An 18,333-nucleotide genomic window follows, 5' to 3' on the forward strand; every position below is an offset into this window, starting at 1 on the left:
TCTCTAATCAGACTTTCAGTAATTCATTGAAGGCGCGGGCGCGGCGGGTGACTTCAGCCGTGCTCTCGGCGCCAAACAGGCCATGCACCACCGCCAGCAGATCGACGCCGTGGGCCACCAGCGGCGCGGCGTTGTCCAGGGTGATGCCGCCGATCGCGCAGATCGGCAGGTGCAGTTTGCTGCGGGCCTGGTCGAGCAAGTCGAGGCTGCAGGTGGGGGCACCGGGTTTGGTGTTGGAGTTGAAGAAGCGGCCGAAGGCGACGTAACTCGCGCCTTCCTTGGCCGCTTGTTCGGCGAGTTCGAGTTGCGCGTGGCAGGTCGAACCGATGATGGCCTGGCGACCGAGCAAGGCGCGGGCCGGGGTCAGCGGGCCGTCGGTCTGGCCCAGGTGCAAACCAACACCTAGGCGCGCAGCTAGATCGAAGTCGTCGTTGATGATCAGTTGAGTCTTGTAAAGTTCGCACAAGTTACGCAGGGCTTCAGCCTCACGCAGGCGACGGGCTTCGTCGCTGCTCTTGTCGCGGTATTGCAGCAGGGTTACGCCGCCGTCCAGCGCCGCTTTCACATACGGTAGAAATTTACCGGCCAGCAACTGGCTATCGGTAATGGCGTACAGGCCACGTAGTTTCATCGGACAAGCCTCGGCGCTTCACGCATCAAAAGTCAGGAACAGAAATCCAGCGGCAGGCGGCGCGGCACGAACTGGCCTTTGCCCAGTTGCTCGGCATCGCGCAGGGTACGCCACGTGTAGTTAAGCGCGGTCTGCACGGCACTGGCGAGGTTTTCGCCCTGGGCCAGACGACCGGCCAACGCGCTGGCCAGGGTGCAACCGGAGCCGTGATAACTGCCGGGCAAACGCTGACAGGTAAAGGTTTCGCGACGACCGTCGCGACTGTACAGACGGTTGTGGATTTCGTGTTCATCGCCATGGCCGCCGGTGATCAGCAGGTGTTTGACGAACGGCAGGAGTTTTTCCGCGCACTCGTCCGCGGTGCCGTCGGGCAGTTCGGCGAGGATGCGCGCTTCGGGAAGGTTCGGGGTGGCGATGATGGACAGAGGCAGCAGGCGTTCGCGCATGGCGTAGCCGACTTCGTCCTTGCCCAGGCGTCCGCCGCCACCGGCGCGCAGCACCGGGTCGCAGACCACCGGCAAATGCGGGTGCGCCGAGAGCAGTTCGACCACGGTGTCGACCATTTCCAGGGAACCGAGCATGCCCAGTTTCACGGCCGCGACTTCGGAGTCGTTGAGCACGGCGTTGGCCTGGGCCAACACCCACTCACGGTCGAGGACGCGGAAATCCGTGACGTTGACCGTGTCTTGCACGGTCAGGGCGGTGACGGCCGGAGCCGCATGACAACCCTGGGCGAGCAGGGCTTCGATATCTGCCTGCAAGCCGGCGCCACCACTTGGGTCGTGGCCGGAGAGACAGAGGACAACGGGGCGAGAGCTGTAGATATTCATGGTGCGCGAGCTTACCACCAATGCTGTTTTTTCGGGTGCAGTGACACCAGGAATTGCCGATACAGTGTGGCGAGGGGGCTTGCCCCCGTTCGGCTGCGAAGCAGTCGCAAACTTGCAGAAACGGTGTTCCAGGCAGAAGGCAAATGGGGGCGCTTCGCACCCCAACGGGGGCAAGCCCTCTCGCCACAAAGGTTCAGTGGATCGGGATCATTGTCATATTCTGACCAGACCAACAGCTCTATCTCAATACCCTGCGCTGGAACGCCCGTGCTAGAGCCTCTACCGGAAAAATTTCAATGGTGCTCAATGGCCATCAACGGCTATGCTAGAGTGGATCCAAACCAATAACAGGTAATACCGGTTTTACGTCTACTCAAAAGGAATGGGGGGCTTCCTGACAGGACCGGACAGGCCACGCTGGGGCTTAAATGCGCTATTTGCTGATGTTGCTGTTGTGCTTGCCCCTCCTGGCGAGCGCCGTTGAATTTGACGAGTTCACCCAGAGCCTTCCCCTGGGTCGAACCCTGCAGGTGTACGAAGACGCGGGCGGTCAGGCGAGCATCGCCGATGTCCGTGCGCAAGCCGCCGCCGGCAACTTCAAGACCCACGATAAAGCCACCCTCAACGCCGGTTATTCGCGTTCGGTGTTCTGGCTGAAAATCGACCTGCACTACCGTCCGACCAATCCGCAGACGCAACGGACCTGGTTGCTGGAACTGGCCTATCCGCCCCTCGATCACCTTGATCTGTATTTGCCCGATGCCGCTGGCGACTATCAACTGATCCGACGCACCGGCGATGCGCTGCCGTTTGCCAGTCGCGAAATCCGCCAGAACAACTACCTGTTCAACCTGAATTTCAAACCCGACCAGGCGCAAACCGTGTACCTGCGGTTGCAAAGCGAAGGCTCGATCCAGGCGCCGGTGACCTTGTGGTCGAGCACCGCGTACCTCGAAGAGCAACCGGTGCGCCTGTATGTGTTGGGCCTGATCTACGGCGTATTGCTGGGGATGGTGGTCTACAACCTGTTCATCTTCCTCAGCGTGCGCGACACCAGTTACCTCTATTACATCTTCTACATCGCCTCGTTCGGCTTGTATCAGCTGTCGGTGAACGGCGCGGCGGTGGAGTATTTCTGGCCGGACAACCCGTGGTGGGCCAACGCCGCGACGCCGTTCTTCATCGGTTGCGCCGGGCTGTTCGGCAGCCAGTTCGCCCGCAGCTTCCTGCAAACCAAGGAACACAGCCGCTGGCTCGATCGCGTGCTGTTGGCACTGATCGCGTTTGGCGCGGTGGTGGTCGGCTTGTCGCTGATGACCAGTTACGCTCTGGCCCTGCGCCTGGCCACGACCCTCGCGCTGCTGTTTACCGTGGTGATTTTTGCCGCCGGGATCTTCGCCTGGGCCCGGGGCCTGCGGGTGGCGCGTTATTTCATCATTGCCTGGTCGGCGTTTTTGCTCGGCGGCATCGTCAATACCCTGATGGTGCTCGGTTACCTGCCGAACGTGTTCCTGACCATGTACGCCAGCCAGATCGGCTCGGCGATTGAAGTCGCGCTGCTGTCCCTGGCCCTGGCGGATCGCATCAACGCCATGCGTGAGCAGCAGGCGCAGACCCTGTTCGATGCCGGGCAAAAGCTGGAAGTGCTCAACCAGCAACTGGCCCGCAGCAACAAGCTCAAGGACGAATTCCTCGCGACCCTGACCCACGAACTGCGCACGCCGATGAACGGGGTGATCGGTTCGCTGGAATTGATGCAGACCGTCGAGATGGACCCGGAGCTGGAGCAATACCAGCAAACCGCCGCCGGTTCGGCGCGGGACATGATGCGCATGGTCAACGGCATCCTCACCCTTACCGAGTTGCAGGCCGGCAAGCTCAAGGCTTACCCGGAAGCTTTCAGCTTGCGCGGCGCGGTCGAGGCCTTGCGTGTGCAGTTCGAAGGCAATGCGTCCGGCAAGTCGCTGGACCTCAAGGTCGAGGTCACGCCGGGGCTGCCCGATCGCCTGCTCGGCGACCGCAGCAAACTGATGCAATGCCTGGAATGCCTGCTGGACAACGCGATCAAGTTCACTCGGGTCGGCGGTGTGGCGTTGCGGGTAACCGGCCAGACGATGGAGGAGGGGCGGTTGGCGCTGTCCTTTGCGGTGATCGACACCGGCATTGGCTTCACCGATTTGGGAGAAGCGACGATGTATCAGCGCTTCTTCCAGCTCGACGGCTCGATGACCCGCGAATACGGTGGTTTGGGGGTTGGCCTGGCGATCTGCCGGCAATTGGTCGAATTGCTCGGCGGGCGCCTGACCCACCGCTCCGAACCTGGACGCGGCAGCCGCTTCCAGCTCGATATCGAAGTCGCGTTGCCGCCGGTCGAGCGCACGCCAACGCCATCGACGACCCGTGACCTCCCGCGTCTGCGGCAGCCCCAGGACTGCACGGTGCTGCTGGTGGATGACAACAGCATCAATCAACTGGTCATGCGCGGGATGTTGCTCAAGCTCGGGTTCCGGGTGCGATCCGCCGACAGCGGCGCGGCCGCGCTCGACCATTTGCAGCGCGAAACCTTCGATGCAGTGGTGCTCGATTGTCAGCTGCCGGCTCAGGACGGTGCTTCCCTCTGCTGCCAGATCCGTGGCTTGCCGGGGTGTGCCGAGTTGCCGGTGTTCATGGTGGCGCTGAATGTTGATCGGGAAGGCCGCACAGCCGGCGCGGTGATTGATTACCTGAGCAAACCGGTGAAGTTCGAGGACTTGCAGGCCGCGTTATACCGGCGAGTACTTTGTTACGAACTAGGGTGAAAGCGCCGGTAATTGGGCGGATATGACACTTTGATCAGCCAAGGGCCGGTGCTTAACTGGATTCCTGGCTGACCAAAGGAGCCCCGTCATGAACCTGCATCAGTTCGCCGAAACCCACGAAGTCACCAACCAGCCACCGTCTCTGGACGGCACCAACCTGTATCGCATCGACCTGCCGTTGCAGGAGTGGTCGCGACGCTTTGGCGCCGGTTGGGCCGAATCACGGATCGACGCGTATGGCGCGCTGGCCGGTGGGCCGCTGATGGAGGCCGGGTTCCTGGCCAATCAGAACAAACCGGTGTTCGTCAGCCATGACCGTTATGGTCATCGCATCGATCTGGTGGAGTTTCACCCGGCCTATCACGAACTGATGCGCACGGCGGTCGAGCACGGTTTGACCTCGTTGCCCTGGGCGCATCCGCAATCCGGCGCCCACGTTGCGCGCGCCTCCATGAGTTACCTGCACAGCCAGGCCGAGGCCGGCAGCGGTTGCCCGCTGACCATGACCTTCGCCAGCGTCCCGGCGATGCGCCTGCAACCGAGTCTGGCCGAGCAGTGGCTACCGAAAATCCTCGCCACCGAATATGACCCACGCAACGTCGGCATGGCCCACAAGGCCGGCGTCACCATCGGCATGGCCATGACCGAGAAACAGGGCGGCACCGACGTGCGGGCCAACACCACCAAGGCTTATCCGGTGGGCGCCAGCGGTCCGGGCCAGGCCTATGAACTGGTGGGGCACAAGTGGTTCTGTTCGGCGCCGATGTGCGATGCGTTCCTGACCCTGGCCCAGACCGACAAGGGCCTGACCTGTTTCCTGCTGCCACGCCATCGCCCAGACGACACGCGCAATCAGTTCTACATCCAGCGCCTGAAAAACAAACTCGGCAATTGCTCCAACGCGTCCAGCGAAGTCGAGTTCCGTGGCGCCCTGGCGTGGATGATCGGCGAGGAAGGCCGGGGCGTGCCGACCATCATCGAAATGGTTGCCATGACCCGCTTCGATTGCATGGTCGGTTCCAGCGCCCTGATGCGCCAGGCCCTGACCCAGGCCAGCCATCACTGCGCCCACCGCACGGTCGGCGGCAAGTTGCTCAGCGAACAACCGTTGATGCAGAACGTACTGGCCGACCTGGCCCTGGAAAGCGAAGCCGCTTTGGCGCTCAGCTTGCGCATGGGCAAGGCGCTGGATCATCTGGATGACAGCCATGAAGCCAAATTCGCCCGGCTGGTAACGGCGGTGGGCAAATACTGGATCTGCAAACGTGCCCCCGGAATGATCAACGAAGCCGCCGAATGCATGGGCGGTGCCGGGTATGTCGAAGAAAGCATCCTGCCGCGTTTGTACCGGGAGGCGCCGGTGAACTCGACGTGGGAAGGTTCCGGCAACGTGCAATGCCTCGACGTGCTGCGGGCCTTGTCGAAAGAGCCGGGTGTGCTGGATGTGCTGTTCAGCGAGTTGGGCGATGGCCACGGCGACAAACGCCTGGCCGCGCACATCAGCCAATTGCAGGCGGCGTTCAAGGACACCAGCGACATTCAATACCGCGCCCGGCAGCTGACTGAAGACATTGCGCTGGGCTTGCAGGCCAGGTTGTTGCTGGAGGCGGGGAGTGCGGCGGTCAGTGACGGGTTTATCGCCAGTCGGCTGGGTCAGGCGGGAAGGGTGTATGGCGCGTTGCCGCGTGGGCTGGACGTGGAAGCAATCGTGGCGCGCTCGGCCCCGCAAGGCTTTTGATAATCCAATCAAAGGCACACCGATACCCTGTGGTTGGAGAGGGTGGGTCGCCATCCTCACGCCACTGTTCCCGTGAAGCGACGATGCAGGCAAGATGAAGGTCTGCATGTCAGAACACAGGAAGCTGATCGTGACCGAAGCGTTTATTGTTGTTCAAACCGCCGAACAAGCCGTCGACCGGCTCGCCGCCCTGCATGAGCAGGCCACCTCTGCGCTGAATCAGGCGCTCAAGCGTTACCTCAAGGATCGTATCGAACCGGACGCCGAACAGCGGGCGATGTTTCGTTATCCCGAGCTGCGCCTGACCTACCTCTGCCAGGGCGAAGTGCCACAAACCACCCGCGCCTACGCCAAGGTGCAGCTGCCGGGGACCTACAGCGTCACCGTCACCCACCCGGCGGCGTTCCGTAAATACCTGCTGGAACAACTGGTGCCGCTGATGCACGACTTCACCGTCACGGTGGAAGTCGGCGTCAGCCAGCAGAACATTCCGTATCCGTACGTAGTCGAGCAAGGCGATGAACTGGCCGGTTCCGGCGTCACCGCAGCCACGCTCGCGCGGGTGTTCCCGAGTACCGACCTGTCCGCCGCCACCGACGGCATCGCCGATGGCCTGTACGACTGGGAAAACACCGATCCGCTGCCCTTGGCGCTGTTCGATGCGGCGCGGGTGGATTTCTCCCTGCGCCGGCTGGTGCATTACACCGGCAGCGACTGGCGGCATGTGCAGCCGTGGATCCTGCTGACCAACTACCATCGTTACGTTGACCAATTCATCGTGCATGGCCTGGAGCAATTGCGCAGCGATCCGCGTTTCGTGCGTATGGTCTTGCCCGGCAATGTGATCATTGAAAAAAGCATGGACCACGGCGAAGCTTCCGCAATTGCGGCGGGCGTGGTCTGGCACCGCTACCAGATGCCGGCCTATCACCTGATCGCCAGCGATGGCCACGGCGTGACGCTGGTGAACATTGGCGTCGGCCCGTCCAACGCCAAGAACATCACCGACCACCTGGCCGTGCTGCGTCCGCATTGCTGGCTGATGATCGGCCACTGTGGCGGCCTGCGTCAGTCCCAGACCATTGGCGACTACGTGCTGGCTCACGCCTACATGCGTCGCGACGGGATTCTCGACCGGGTGGTGCCGCCGAACATTCCGATCCCGGCCCTGGCCGAAGTGCAGATGGCCTTGCAGCAAGCGGCGGCCAACATCACTGGCGAGAAGGGCGATGAGCTGAAGAAACGCCTGCGCACCGGCACCGTGCTGACTTACGACGACCGGAACTGGGAATTGCGCTGGGCGCAGGAACGACCGCTGATCAACCTGTCCCGCGCCGTGGCCGTGGACATGGAAAGCGGCACCATCGCCGCCCAGGGTTATCGCCTGCGGGTGCCGTATGGCACGTTGCTCTGCGTCTCGGACAAACCGCTGCACAGCGAAATCAAGCTGCCGGGTTCGGCCAACGCTTTCTATGAACGCGCGGTCAGCCAGCACTTGAAGATCGGCATCGAGGCGGTGGATCTGTTGCGCACTGAACTCAACTCGTTGCACTCGCGCAAACTGCGCAGCTTCGACGAGCCGCCGTTCCGATAACAGTTGTCATGGTCATTTAGCGGTTGGGGCAGGGCGTGCCATCGATTATTTCCACTGCTGTGGCAATAATCGATGGCACGCCCTAGCATTAGCAGCCCTGACCGTTAGATGTTCCTTTCCCCATGTCGCGTCCTCCACGTCCCGTTTCCCGCCGCCCTGGCGCGAATACCTCGTCATCCGCCCCGCGCCGTGTCGCCAAAGCGCCACCGGCCGAGCCGAAACTGATTCTGTTCAACAAACCGTTCGATGTGCTGACGCAATTCAGCGACGCAGAAGGGCGGGCGACGCTCAAGAATTACATCGAGATTCCCGGCATTTACCCGGCAGGACGACTGGACCGCGACAGCGAAGGTTTGCTGCTGCTGACCAACGACGGCCAGCTTCAGGCGCGGATCGCCGACCCGAAACACAAACTGGCCAAGACCTATTGGGTGCAAGTGGAAGGCGAGCCGAACGCCGAGCAGTTGCAACGCCTGCGCGATGGCGTCGAGCTGAACGACGGCATGACCTTGCCCGCCGAAGCGCGGCAGTTGGAAGAGCCGGAGCTGTGGCCGCGCAATCCGCCGGTGCGCTTTCGCAAAAGCGTGCCCACGAGTTGGCTGGAGTTGGTGATTCGCGAAGGGCGCAACCGTCAGGTGCGGCGCATGACCGCGGCGGTCGGCTTGCCGACGTTGCGTCTGGTGCGGGTCAGGATTGGCGACTGGACGATCGAAGGGCTCGATCAGGGCCAGTGGAAGGAAGTACCGGCGCGGTTATGAGCTGGTTTCGATGTAGGCGATGACCACGCTTTTGATGATGAACGCGAAGATCCCCAGGCCCAGCACGAAGAACAGAATCATGGTGCCGAACTTGCCAGCCTTGGATTTCTTCGCCAGGTCCCAGACGATGAAACCCATGAAAATAATCAGGATGCTGACCAAGCCAGTCATCATCCACTCTTCGAATACTGCAGGATCCATCGAACATCTCCAGCGCGGGCGAGGCTAAAAGGGCGGGGGCGAGTATACGGCACGGCGAGTGAGGCGGGCATTGACCTGCGGCAGTGTGTCGCGGTTATTCGTCGCCCCGGACACTGATCGTTCCCACGCGGAGCGCGCTGATCGTTCCCACGCTCTGCGTGGGAATGCAGCCAGTGACGCTCTGCGTCACGATTCAAGAGCGGAACGCGGAGCGTCCCGGGAGGCATTCCCACGCGGAGCGTGGAAACGATCTGCAACTCGATCAACTGCGCAGATGCGTCAACGGTAACTCGGTGCTGTTCAACACCTGATTCAACACAAAACTCGACCGCACGCTGGTCACCCCTTCAATTCGGGTCAGATGCCCCAGCAGCAGTTTCTGGTAGTGATCCATGTCCGGCACCACCACCTTGAGCTGATAGTCCGCATCCATCCCCGTCACCAGGCTGCATTCCAGCACCTGCGGCAAGGTACGGATCGCTGCTTCGAAATTCTCGAAACGTTCAGGCGTGTGGCGGTCCATGCCGATCAGCACGTAGGCCGTGAGGCTCAGGCCAAGCATCTTGCGGTCCAACAGGGCCACCTGGCGGGAGATGTAGCCGTCGTCTTCCAGCTGTTTGACGCGGCGCGAGCAAGGCGAAGGCGACAGGCCGATGCGTTCGGCCAGTTCCTGGTTGGAGATGCGCGCGTCACGCTGCAATTCCGCCAAAATGCTCAGGTCGTAACGGTCGAGTTTGCTCATCAATCAGTCCTTTGTCGTAACTATTGCGGCGGATTATCTATCCAGGGTTAAAAATTGCGCAAGTGATGTTTATTTGAGCAATCTTCGCAATCCTCTGCCAGCGCCCCAGGCCTATTCTTATTAACAGAATCACTGCTCGGACAAACAGTCCACAGCGACTCGCCCAATCAGGCCAGTCGCGGCCGCCACCCCACCGGGGATGTGCCGGCCTCCGAGCTACACACTGTCCAGAAGACGGCGTGAGGTGAGCCGACGTCATAAGCGTCGAGCACGGACGAAGTTCTCAAAGGGAGGCCGACGGGTCTCCCTTTTTTATTGCTCAATAAATAAGTTGCGTGACTGATAACCTGTTGCAGAACCGGCCTGTGCTTTCCCAGTCTCATGTACAAGCCCTAACCCGCAGTGAGGAAGAGCATGAAGTCGCGCATCTGGCGTTTGGCCGGTGTTGGTTTGCTGTGTGTAAGTGTCAGCGCGCAATCGCTCGCCGATGATCAGGAAAGCCGCAGCCCCCATGGCGGGCAGCGCGGGCCAGAGCATCAGGGTAATAATCAGGGGCATGGCGGCGACAATCAGAACCAGCCCCGGCCGCAAAACAACCCGCAGCAAAATCAGCCGCGTCCGCAGAACAACGAGATCATTCGCGGCGACAACAGTCGTCAGTTCGAGCACAACGGCCAGAACCGCAACGACGGCCAATGGCAGAACCGTCAGCCGCACGACGCCAACACCCAGGTTCGTCCGGCGCCACCGCCGCCGCAACTCCCGGCCAATAGCCTGCCGATCCAGGGTCGGCCCGACACCGTGCGCCAGACCCAGCAGCCGCGCTACGGCAACTATCAGGACATCCCGCGCCGCAACGATAACAACCAGCACTGGCAGAACGGCAATCAGGGCCCGCGTCCCGATGACCATCGCTGGGAAGGTCGCCCGAACGGGCACGGCAACGGATGGGGCCCAGGCCCGCAGTATCGTCCCGGTCAGATGGTCGATCGCTTCCCGGACCGCAACTTCCGTGTGCCGTACCGTGGCCAGGATTACTTCTACTCCGGCGGCTACTGGTATCGCCCACAAGGTCCGCGTTACGTAGTGGTTCAGCCGCCACGCGGGATTCGTGTGCATTACATGCCCGACTACGCCCGTGAAGTATGGATCGGCGGCGCGCTGTTGTTCCTCGCCGCCGGTTCCTACTATGCCTACGAAGAAAGCACTCAGGATTACGTAGTGGTCGAGCCGCCGACAGGCGCGCCGCAACCGCAACCGACCAGCAACGGCATTGACGTCACCGCGTATCCGGCCAACGGCCAATCCCCGGAGCAAGTCGCCCAGGACGGTTACGAGTGCTCGCAATACGCGGTGCAGCAAAGCGGCTTCAATCCGCAAACCGCGACGTACCAGCCTGATCCGTCAGTCGTGCAAGCCTACCGCCAGGCCCAGGGCAACTGCCTGAGCAGTCGCGGTTATCAAGTGGAATAAAAGCAGCTGCAAGTTTCAAGCTTTAAGCGGCAAGCTTGGAGCTTGGAGCTTGGAGCTTGGAGCTTGGAGCTTGCAGCTTAAAGCTTACCGCTTGCAGCTGCTCTTATCGGGTCAGCGTGCACCAGCACTTCGGCTCGCGGGTAAGCGGCGTGGATGGCGTCGGCGGCTTGATCGCTGATGCCGTGCGCGACTGACAACGTCAGCTCCCCCGGCAATTCCAGGTGCAACTGCACAAACCAGTGGTTACCGGAAATCCGCGTGCGCAAATCATGCGCCCCCAGCACTCCCGGTACGCCGCAGGCCAATTCCAGCATGTGCTGGCTGACATCCGCCGGCAGTTCTTCATCCATCAGCACCGCAAAACTTTCCCGGGCGATCTGCACCGCGCTCCAGAGGATATACACCGCAATCCCCAGGCCGAACCACGCGTCCAGTTGATGCCAGCCGAACCCGGCCAGTACCAGCGCCACCAGGATGCTGCCATTGAGCATCAGGTCAGAACGGTAATGCAGCGAGTCGGCGCGCACGGCGTTGGAACCAGTGGCTTTGATCACCCGATGCTGCAACATCAGCAACGCCACGGTCAGTGCGAGGGAGAAAATAATCACCCCGATGCTGATCCACGGCGCGCCCACCGGTTCCGGATGCTTGAGTCGCTCAATCGCCTGCAACGAAATCAATACCGCACTGCCACCAATAAACAACGCCTGGGCCATGCCCGACAGCGATTCAGCCTTGCCGTGGCCGTAGCGATGATCGTCATCCGCCGGTCGCAAGGCGTAATGCACCGCCAGCAGGTTGAGCAGCGAGGTGATGCCGTCGAGGGCCGAGTCGGTCAACCCGGCGAGCATGCTCACCGAACCGCTCAGCCACCAGGCAATGGCTTTGGCAATGATCAGCGTGCAAGCCACCGCCACGGAGGCGCGGGTCGCCAACCGCAGCAGGCGAGCGTGTTCGAGACTGGTGCTCATGGGTGAAGCGCTTCCTTATGCGGCAGGTTGCAGGCCGAACATGGCCAGTTGCTGGGTGCTGCCCTTGTGCTGGATCAGGCGTGGGTCGTCGAGCGGGAAGCTGCGGCCCAGTTCGGTTTCCAGAATGGTCTGCAACTTGCGGTTATCGACCTGACCGTCCGGACCGATCGCTTCCTTGAGTTTTTCCGGCGCTACCTGGGCGGTCTTGCCCGGTTCGAAGTAAATCGCGCCAGTGGCGAAGTCCACGGCGAAGGCGATCAAGCCAGGGATGACGTAGAACAACAGGCCCACGGCATCGAGCACCGCGATGGCCGGGTCAATCTTGCCGTCGATCTGGCCGCGACGGTCCGGGTAGAAAATCGATCCGCAGGCAGTCACTTGGGTCAGCAGGGTGGCGACCAGAACGCCGCCAATCAGGCGAAAGGGGATACGCATATGAAATCTCCTGGGTCATTTGAAAACGAATGGGCGTCTGTATGAATTAGGACTGTGATTAACGCCAAGCAGTTCGCCGTTATACTCGCCGCTCTGTTTGGGAGCCAGCATGATTTCTTTGCCGATTGATGAAGTTTTACCCGCCCTGCGTGAAGCCTTGGCGACACGCCACGAAGCCGTGCTCGAAGCACCGCCCGGCGCCGGTAAAACCACCCGCGTGCCATTGGCCTTGCTCAACGAGGCGTGGCTGGCGGGGCAGACCATTCTGATGCTCGAACCACGGCGACTGGCGGCGCGGGCGGCGGCGGAGCGTTTGGCTAGCGAGCTGGGTGAAAAAGGTGGGTGAAACCGTTGGCTATCGCATTCGTCTCGACAGCAAAGTCGGCCCCAATACCCGCATCGAAGTGGTGACGGAAGGCATTCTTACCCGGCGCTTGCAGGATGATCCGGCGCTGGATGGCGTGGGGCTGCTGATCTTTGACGAGTTCCACGAGCGTAGCTTGGATGCGGATCTGGCGCTGGCCCTGAGCCTCAATGGCCGCGAGCTGTTTCGCGAAGACCAGCCACTGAAAATCCTCTTGATGTCGGCCACCCTGGAAGGCGAACGTCTGGCCGGCTTGCTCGATGACGCGCCGATCCTGCGCAGCGAAGGGCGCATGTACCCGGTGGCGATGCGCTGGGGCCGGCCGTTCCAGCCTGGCGAATTTATCGAACCACGGCTGGTGCAAACCATCCTCGAAGCCTTGAACGATGAAACCGGCAGCGTGCTGGTGTTCCTGCCGGGGCAGGCGGAGATCCGGCGCGTGCATCAACAACTGGCCGATGCCTTGGGCAATAGCACACAGGTGCTGCTTTGCCCGTTGCATGGTGAGCTTGATCTGGCCGCGCAACGCGCCGCGATTGACCCGGCACCGGCAGGTTTTCGCAAAGTGGTGCTGGCGACCAACATCGCCGAGACCAGCCTGACCATCGACGGCGTGCGCGTGGTGATCGATGCCGGGTTGGCGCGGGTACCGCGTTTCGATCCCGGCAGCGGCATGACCCGCCTCGATACTCAGCGCATCTCCCGCGCCAGCGCCACGCAGCGTGCAGGTCGGGCCGGGCGTCTGGAACCGGGCGTGTGTTATCGCCTGTGGTCGCAGGATCAGCATGAACAACTGGCGGCGTACGCCAGTGCGGAAATTCTTTCGGCGGACCTCGCCGGGTTGGCGTTGCAGCTCGGTCGCTGGGGCGTGACACCGGGTCAATTGGTCTGGCTCGACGTGCCGCCCGCTGCGGCTTATGCACAGGCTCAGGATTTGCTCGACCGCCTCGGTGCATTGGACGGCGAAGCGTTGACCCGTCACGGTCAAGCCATGGCTCAATTGCCGGCGCATCCTCGGATCGCGCATTTGCTGCTGCGCGGTCAGGCGCTCGGTCTGGCGGACATGGCGTGCGATGTCGCCGCACTGCTGGGTGAGCGCGATATTTTGCGTGGCGCTGGCGCCGACCTGCACAGCCGATTGGTGCTGTTGTCCGGTGAAGAGCGCGCCGCGCGCGGGGCTCAGGGCGGGGTACAACGAGCCCGGCAACTGGCGCGGCAGTATCGCGGCTACTTGCGCGGTAAAGCCTCGGAGCCAGTCAGCGATCCCGATCATCCACGCTGGCTCGGCGCATTGCTGGCGCTGGCCTACCCGGACCGGGTTGCGCAACAGCGGCGGGCCGGTGGCGCGGAATATCGGCTGGCCAATGGCCGGGCGGCGCTGTTCGCCGAGGCCGACAGTTTGATGAAGCAGCCCTGGCTGGTAATCGCCGACCTCGGCAGTCGTCAGGGCCAGCGTGAAGAGCGGATTTATCTGGCGGCGGATTTCGATCCGGCGCTGTTCGACTCAGTGCTGGCCGAGCAAGTGCGCTGCGTCGATCAACTGGATTGGGATGAGCGCGAAGGCGTGCTGCGGGCCGAGCGCCAGCGCAAGGTCGGTGAATTGATCCTCAGCCGCGAACCCTTGACCGGGCTCGACGAAAGCGCGCGCAGTCAGGCGCTGGTCAATCTGGTGCGGCGCAAAGGTCTGGAGTTGTTGCCCTGGACTCCGGAGCTGCGTCAGTGGCAGGCGCGGGTGGCGTTGTTGCGCCAGTTGGATCTCGCAGGCAAGGGCGAGAGCGAATGGCCGGATGTTAGTGACGCCGCGCTGCTGAAAAATCTTGAACACTGGTTGATGCCGTACCTGGGCAAAGTCTCGCGGCTCAGTCATTTCGCCAATCTGGACCTGTCGAGCATCGTGCATAACCTGCTGCCGTGGCCATTGCCCCAGCGGCTGGACGAACTGGCGCCGCATCATTTGAGCGTGCCGTCCGGGTCATCGATTCGTCTGGACTACAGCGAGCAGCCACCGATTCTGGCGGTGCGTTTGCAGGAACTGTTCGGCCTGGCCGAGACCCCGCGCATCGCCGGTGGGCGGCAGGTGGTCAAGCTGCACCTGTTGTCCCCGGCGCGGCGGCCGGTGCAGGTGACCCAGGACCTGGCGAACTTCTGGCGCAGCACCTATGCCGAGGTGAAGAAGGATTTGAAGGGGCGGTATCCGAAACATTACTGGCCGGATGATCCGTTGGTGGCCGAGGCGACGGCGCGGATCAAGCCGCGTAAGTCATGATGATTTTTTAAGGGTGAGGTTTCTTGTGGCGAGGGGGCTTGCCCTCGTTGGGCTGCGAAGTGGCCCCGCTTATCCCCAAGAAACAGGGGACTGCTGCGCAGTCCAACGGGGGCAAGCCCCCGCGCCACCATTGATCTACGGTGCTGCCGGCAACAAAAACCGCGCAATCACCGGCAAATGATCGGAAATCCGCAGCGTATCGTCCTGCCTTACCGTCGCCTCGACCCGTTTGATCCGCGGGCTGTAAAACAGGTAATCAACCGTGCGGTCCGGGCCATTCAAGCCGGGATCGTTCGGGTAATGGGTCAACCACTGCGCCCGGTCGACACCGCTGGCTTCGTTGTTGGTGGGGATCATCGGGTATTTGTCCCACAGCACATGCAGGGCGCTGTCGGCGGAGTAGGCCGTGCGTTGCTCGGTGGGCAGGCGTCGGTACTGGCCCAGGGGCAAGAGATTGAAATCCCCGCCAATCAGCCACGGCGTGCCACGGCTTTCGTACTTGTCGAGGACCTTGGCCACTGCCGTCACCTGCGCTTGCAGGGTGTCGTCGGGCTGGATAACGCGGTCCAGGTGAGTGTTGAGCACCGCGATCTGCCCGCCATCGCTCAATGGCAGATAGGTCACCAGCAAGGCATTTTTCGGTTTGAACTGACGGCTGATGAAATTGGCGGGCGCCACCGGTAATTGCAGGCGCTCGGCATGTTCGATCTGGTAGCGACTCAAAGTTGCCAGTTGCCGGCCGACGCTGCCGAAGATGTGCGGCTCGGGAACGAAGTCGGCTTTCCAGTCGAAGGTGTGGGCGCTGCATGGGAACAGGTCGGCGACCCGTTCCTGCAACAGTTTGAACTGGTCCTGATAGTCGCTGGCCTTGGCGCCGTTATCGAGCTCTTGCAGCAACACGATGTCCGGTTGCTCGTCACGAATCACCCGCGCCACTTCATCGAGGCTGAACGCCATGTCTTCGGGAGTGGGTTTTTCGTCATCGCCCTGGGCCAGGTCGTTCCAGAACACATAGCGTTTGCCCGCCAGGTACTGGACGTTCCAGGTCATCACCTTCAAGGCCTGGCCGGGCACCAGGGTCGGTGCCTTGGCGTTGCAGCTGACCGGCAACACTTCCTTGGCTTCGGGGCGCCAGGTCACGCTGTAGATCAACAGGCCGGCCAGACCGACGATCAGCAGCAGGCCCAGCAGGGTGTAGCGCAGTAGACGGGTCATTGGCTCGGCTTATAGCGTTACAAAGATGACCCCGAGCATACCCGAGAGCGGCGCCCGCGCCCAAGGGCAGAGCGGTCAGACCGTTCCGTCGTTTTTGTCAGGCGCTTCGCCGATCAGCATGAACAGGCGGAACAGGACCACGCTGGTGAACAGTTGCAGGAAGCTGTGGGCGCTGTCGATCAGCAAGCCGAGCACCGGGTTCTGTGGCTCCGGGTAGACCTCCAGGCTGGCACCCTTGAGCAGCCATAAAGGCGCCATCACCGCCAGGATGCAGACGAGGATGCGCAGGAAATGGCCGCGAGTCAGGCGCAGGCTTTCCTTCATCGCCGCCAACGGCGCCAGGCCGCGCAGCACCAGCAGGTACTCGGCGAAGGCCAGGGTCACCATCAGCCAGATGCCCGGCAGAAAATACAGCGACAGGCCAATCAGGATCAGCAGCGTATTGAGCGCGGTGAGCAGGGCAAAGCGCGGCCATAAAGTGGCAGACGTGGCCAGCAAGTCGCGGATGCGCGGGGATTCGCCCCGGCTGCGGGCGTCGAGAAACAGAATCAATGCGCCGGTGTACAGCGGATACACCAGCAAACCGACAATCATGCTGTAACCAGGAAACCCGTCCGGGCCGGTGGTGTTGTCGACGATTTGTTGCAGGAACGCCTCGAGAATCACCAGCGGCAGGCACAGTTGCACGATCTGGCTCAGATTGCGTTTAGAGAAATACAGGGAGTCACGCAGCACTTCGAACGGATTCATCAGTTGGTATCGCAGGTTAAAAGCCGTCCCACACTTTAACCGATGAAACCCTGAGGGGCGCAAACGTAAACGTTAGGTAAAGGCCATTGAAACATCCTGTTGCAGCCCCATTACTGTCAGGCACCTTATCCACAGTGGATGAGGGTGACGATATTCCCGGCAATCTACGAGGTCGCCATGAACAGCGAAGAACAAACCCTGATCGATGGACTGTTTTCCCGGCTGCAACAGGCCGAAACGGACTCAGCCCCGCGCGACGCCCAGGCCGAGACGCGGATCAAGGAGCACCTGACTCGCCAGCCCGCCGCGGGCTATTTCATGACCCAGGCGATTCTGGTGCAAGAGGCTGCCATCAAAAGCCTCGATGAACAGAACAAGCAACAGGCCCAGCAGATCCAGCAATTGCAGGCCGAACTGCAACAGGCCAAGGCAGCCGCGCCGGCCCCGGGCGGCGGTGGTTTCCTGTCGAGTATCTTCGGCGGCGGTTCCCGCGATCCGCAGCCTGCGCCGACGCAAAGCGCGCCGCCATCGACCGGCGGTTGGCGTGAACCGGCACGGCCGTCGTTCAACTCACAACCGCCCCAGCAAAACTTCGGCGCCCCGCAGCAGAACTACGCGCCGCAACAACAGGCGCCGGTGGGTAGTGGCTTCCTCGGCGGCGCGCTGAAAACCGCGGCCGGCGTGGCCGGTGGCGTGATGCTGGCGCAAGGCATCAGCAGCCTGTTCCACAGTAATCAGCAGCCGCAGGAAATCGTCGAAGTCATCAAGGAAGAGCCGGCCCAGGTCAACGACCACAGCGGCAATGACTGGAACAACGACCAGAACGTGGCCGGTAACGATTCCAGCGACCAGGGCAATTTCACTGACGCCGACTACAGCGATGACAGCTCGTCATTCTTCGGCGGCGATGACGACGACTCCTTCATCTGACCCACCACTCGTCCGGGGCGCGCAAACGCCCCGGGCCGATTATTCGCGGAACAAACCTCCGGGCTGGCATACTGGGCGACTTTTCGGGCCTAGTGCCGGATTCAAGCCTGCGCCTGTGCGCCAAGAGGGAAATGCGATGAAGAAAATCGCAGTGTTCGCCGACGTTCAAAACCTCTACTACACCGTGCGTCAGGCCTATGGTTGCCACTTCAACTATGCCGCGTTGTGGGCTGATATCAGCAAACAGGGCGAGATCGTCGAGGCGTACGCCTACGCCATCGATCGCGGTGACAGCAAACAGCAGCAGTTCCAGCAGATCCTGCGCAACCTCGGTTTCGTGGTGAAGCTCAAGCCCTACATCCAGCGCAGCGACGGCTCGGCCAAGGGCGACTGGGACGTGGGCATCACCCTCGACATCATGGACGCCGCCGATCACGTCGACGAAGTGGTGCTGGCCTCCGGCGACGGTGATTTCGATATGTTGCTGGAGCGCATCATCAGCAAACACGGCGTGCAAGCCGTGGCTTACGGCGTGCCGGGCCTGACCGCCAACTCGCTGATCCGCGCCGCCAGCCGCTACGTGCCGATCGAAGGCGCGTTGCTGCTCAAGAATTGATTTTTACGGAGTAGAAACAGG

Annotated in this window: 15 protein-coding genes and 1 pseudogene; 8 read left to right on the forward strand and 8 right to left on the reverse strand. The window is 61.9% G+C overall.

Features of this window, described 5'->3' with window-relative positions:
* Window positions 1–7: 7 nt before the first annotated feature.
* Window positions 8–631: a thiamine phosphate synthase gene (gene thiE, locus ACZ89E_RS26805; protein WP_476256740.1), complete on the reverse strand. Its 624-nt coding sequence runs from the start codon at window positions 629–631 to the stop codon at window positions 8–10.
* Between the two features lie 32 nt (window positions 632–663).
* Window positions 664–1,461, reverse strand: a complete 798-nt coding sequence (locus ACZ89E_RS26810; RefSeq protein ID WP_054052463.1) for a hydroxymethylpyrimidine/phosphomethylpyrimidine kinase — start codon at window positions 1,459–1,461, stop codon at window positions 664–666.
* A 428-nt stretch (window positions 1,462–1,889) separates the two neighbouring features.
* Between ACZ89E_RS26810 and ACZ89E_RS26815 the strand changes: the two genes are divergently transcribed.
* The 4 genes from ACZ89E_RS26815 (at window position 1,890) to ACZ89E_RS26830 (ending at window position 8,349) form a co-directional block, all read left to right on the forward strand.
* Window positions 1,890–4,259 carry a hybrid sensor histidine kinase/response regulator gene (locus tag ACZ89E_RS26815; RefSeq protein ID WP_149660868.1) on the forward strand — a complete coding sequence of 790 codons (2,370 nt, stop codon included), beginning with the start codon at window positions 1,890–1,892 and terminating at the stop codon, window positions 4,257–4,259.
* Between the two features lie 88 nt (window positions 4,260–4,347).
* Window positions 4,348–5,997, forward strand: a complete 1,650-nt coding sequence (locus ACZ89E_RS26820) for an acyl-CoA dehydrogenase family protein (RefSeq protein WP_476256741.1) — start codon at window positions 4,348–4,350, stop codon at window positions 5,995–5,997.
* Between the two features lie 94 nt (window positions 5,998–6,091).
* Window positions 6,092–7,591 (forward strand): AMP nucleosidase, encoded by a 1,500-nt coding sequence (amn, locus tag ACZ89E_RS26825; RefSeq protein ID WP_178129222.1) that lies wholly within the window; start codon window positions 6,092–6,094, stop codon window positions 7,589–7,591.
* Between the two features lie 122 nt (window positions 7,592–7,713).
* On the forward strand, window positions 7,714–8,349 hold the full coding sequence (locus tag ACZ89E_RS26830; RefSeq protein WP_476256742.1) for a pseudouridine synthase: 636 nt from the start codon (window positions 7,714–7,716) through the stop codon (window positions 8,347–8,349).
* Here ACZ89E_RS26830 and ACZ89E_RS26835 read toward each other — a convergent pair.
* Together ACZ89E_RS26835 and ACZ89E_RS26840 are read right to left on the reverse strand one after the other, a co-directional pair.
* The gene (locus ACZ89E_RS26835) at window positions 8,344–8,550 is read right to left on the reverse strand and encodes a DUF2788 domain-containing protein (RefSeq protein WP_133837610.1); all 207 of its coding nucleotides are present in this window, start codon (window positions 8,548–8,550) and stop codon (window positions 8,344–8,346) included. The genes ACZ89E_RS26830 and ACZ89E_RS26835 overlap by 6 nt on opposite strands.
* Window positions 8,551–8,812: 262 nt before the next feature.
* On the reverse strand, window positions 8,813–9,292 hold the full coding sequence (locus tag ACZ89E_RS26840; protein ID WP_007937367.1) for an Lrp/AsnC family transcriptional regulator: 480 nt from the start codon (window positions 9,290–9,292) through the stop codon (window positions 8,813–8,815).
* 414 nt (window positions 9,293–9,706) lie between these two features.
* Here ACZ89E_RS26840 and ACZ89E_RS26845 point away from each other — a divergent pair, with 414 nt between their 5' ends.
* Window positions 9,707–10,765, forward strand: a complete 1,059-nt coding sequence (locus ACZ89E_RS26845) for a DUF6515 family protein (protein WP_149660864.1) — start codon at window positions 9,707–9,709, stop codon at window positions 10,763–10,765.
* Between the two features lie 77 nt (window positions 10,766–10,842).
* Here ACZ89E_RS26845 and ACZ89E_RS26850 read toward each other — a convergent pair whose 3' ends face one another.
* Both ACZ89E_RS26850 and ACZ89E_RS26855 read right to left on the reverse strand, forming a co-directional pair.
* On the reverse strand, window positions 10,843–11,736 hold the full coding sequence (locus ACZ89E_RS26850; RefSeq protein ID WP_476256743.1) for a cation diffusion facilitator family transporter: 894 nt from the start codon (window positions 11,734–11,736) through the stop codon (window positions 10,843–10,845).
* 15 nt (window positions 11,737–11,751) lie between these two features.
* A complete protein-coding gene (locus tag ACZ89E_RS26855; protein WP_092277683.1) occupies window positions 11,752–12,171 on the reverse strand; it encodes a polyribonucleotide nucleotidyltransferase in 420 nt (139 codons plus the stop codon).
* A 109-nt stretch (window positions 12,172–12,280) separates the two neighbouring features.
* On the opposite strand from ACZ89E_RS26855, the pseudogene hrpB reads away from it, so the two are divergent.
* A pseudogene (gene hrpB, locus ACZ89E_RS26860) lies at window positions 12,281–14,801 on the forward strand (ATP-dependent helicase HrpB).
* Between the two features lie 135 nt (window positions 14,802–14,936).
* On the opposite strand, the gene ACZ89E_RS26865 reads toward hrpB, so the two are convergent.
* Together ACZ89E_RS26865 and ACZ89E_RS26870 are read right to left on the reverse strand one after the other, a co-directional pair.
* On the reverse strand, window positions 14,937–16,016 hold the full coding sequence (locus tag ACZ89E_RS26865) for an endonuclease/exonuclease/phosphatase family protein (protein ID WP_476256744.1): 1,080 nt from the start codon (window positions 16,014–16,016) through the stop codon (window positions 14,937–14,939).
* A 75-nt stretch (window positions 16,017–16,091) separates the two neighbouring features.
* Window positions 16,092–16,766, reverse strand: coding sequence for a YciC family protein (locus ACZ89E_RS26870; protein ID WP_476256745.1), 675 nt, complete (start codon window positions 16,764–16,766; stop codon window positions 16,092–16,094).
* Between the two features lie 177 nt (window positions 16,767–16,943).
* On the opposite strand from ACZ89E_RS26870, the gene ACZ89E_RS26875 reads away from it, so the two are divergent.
* Window positions 16,944–17,696, forward strand: coding sequence for a DUF2076 domain-containing protein (locus ACZ89E_RS26875; RefSeq protein WP_463258547.1), 753 nt, complete (start codon window positions 16,944–16,946; stop codon window positions 17,694–17,696).
* Window positions 17,697–17,832: 136 nt separating this feature from the next.
* The gene (locus tag ACZ89E_RS26880; protein WP_054616703.1) at window positions 17,833–18,312 is read left to right on the forward strand and encodes a LabA-like NYN domain-containing protein; all 480 of its coding nucleotides are present in this window, start codon (window positions 17,833–17,835) and stop codon (window positions 18,310–18,312) included.
* Window positions 18,313–18,333 lie beyond the last annotated feature (21 nt).

The organism is Pseudomonas sp. TE3899, assembly GCF_056279105.1.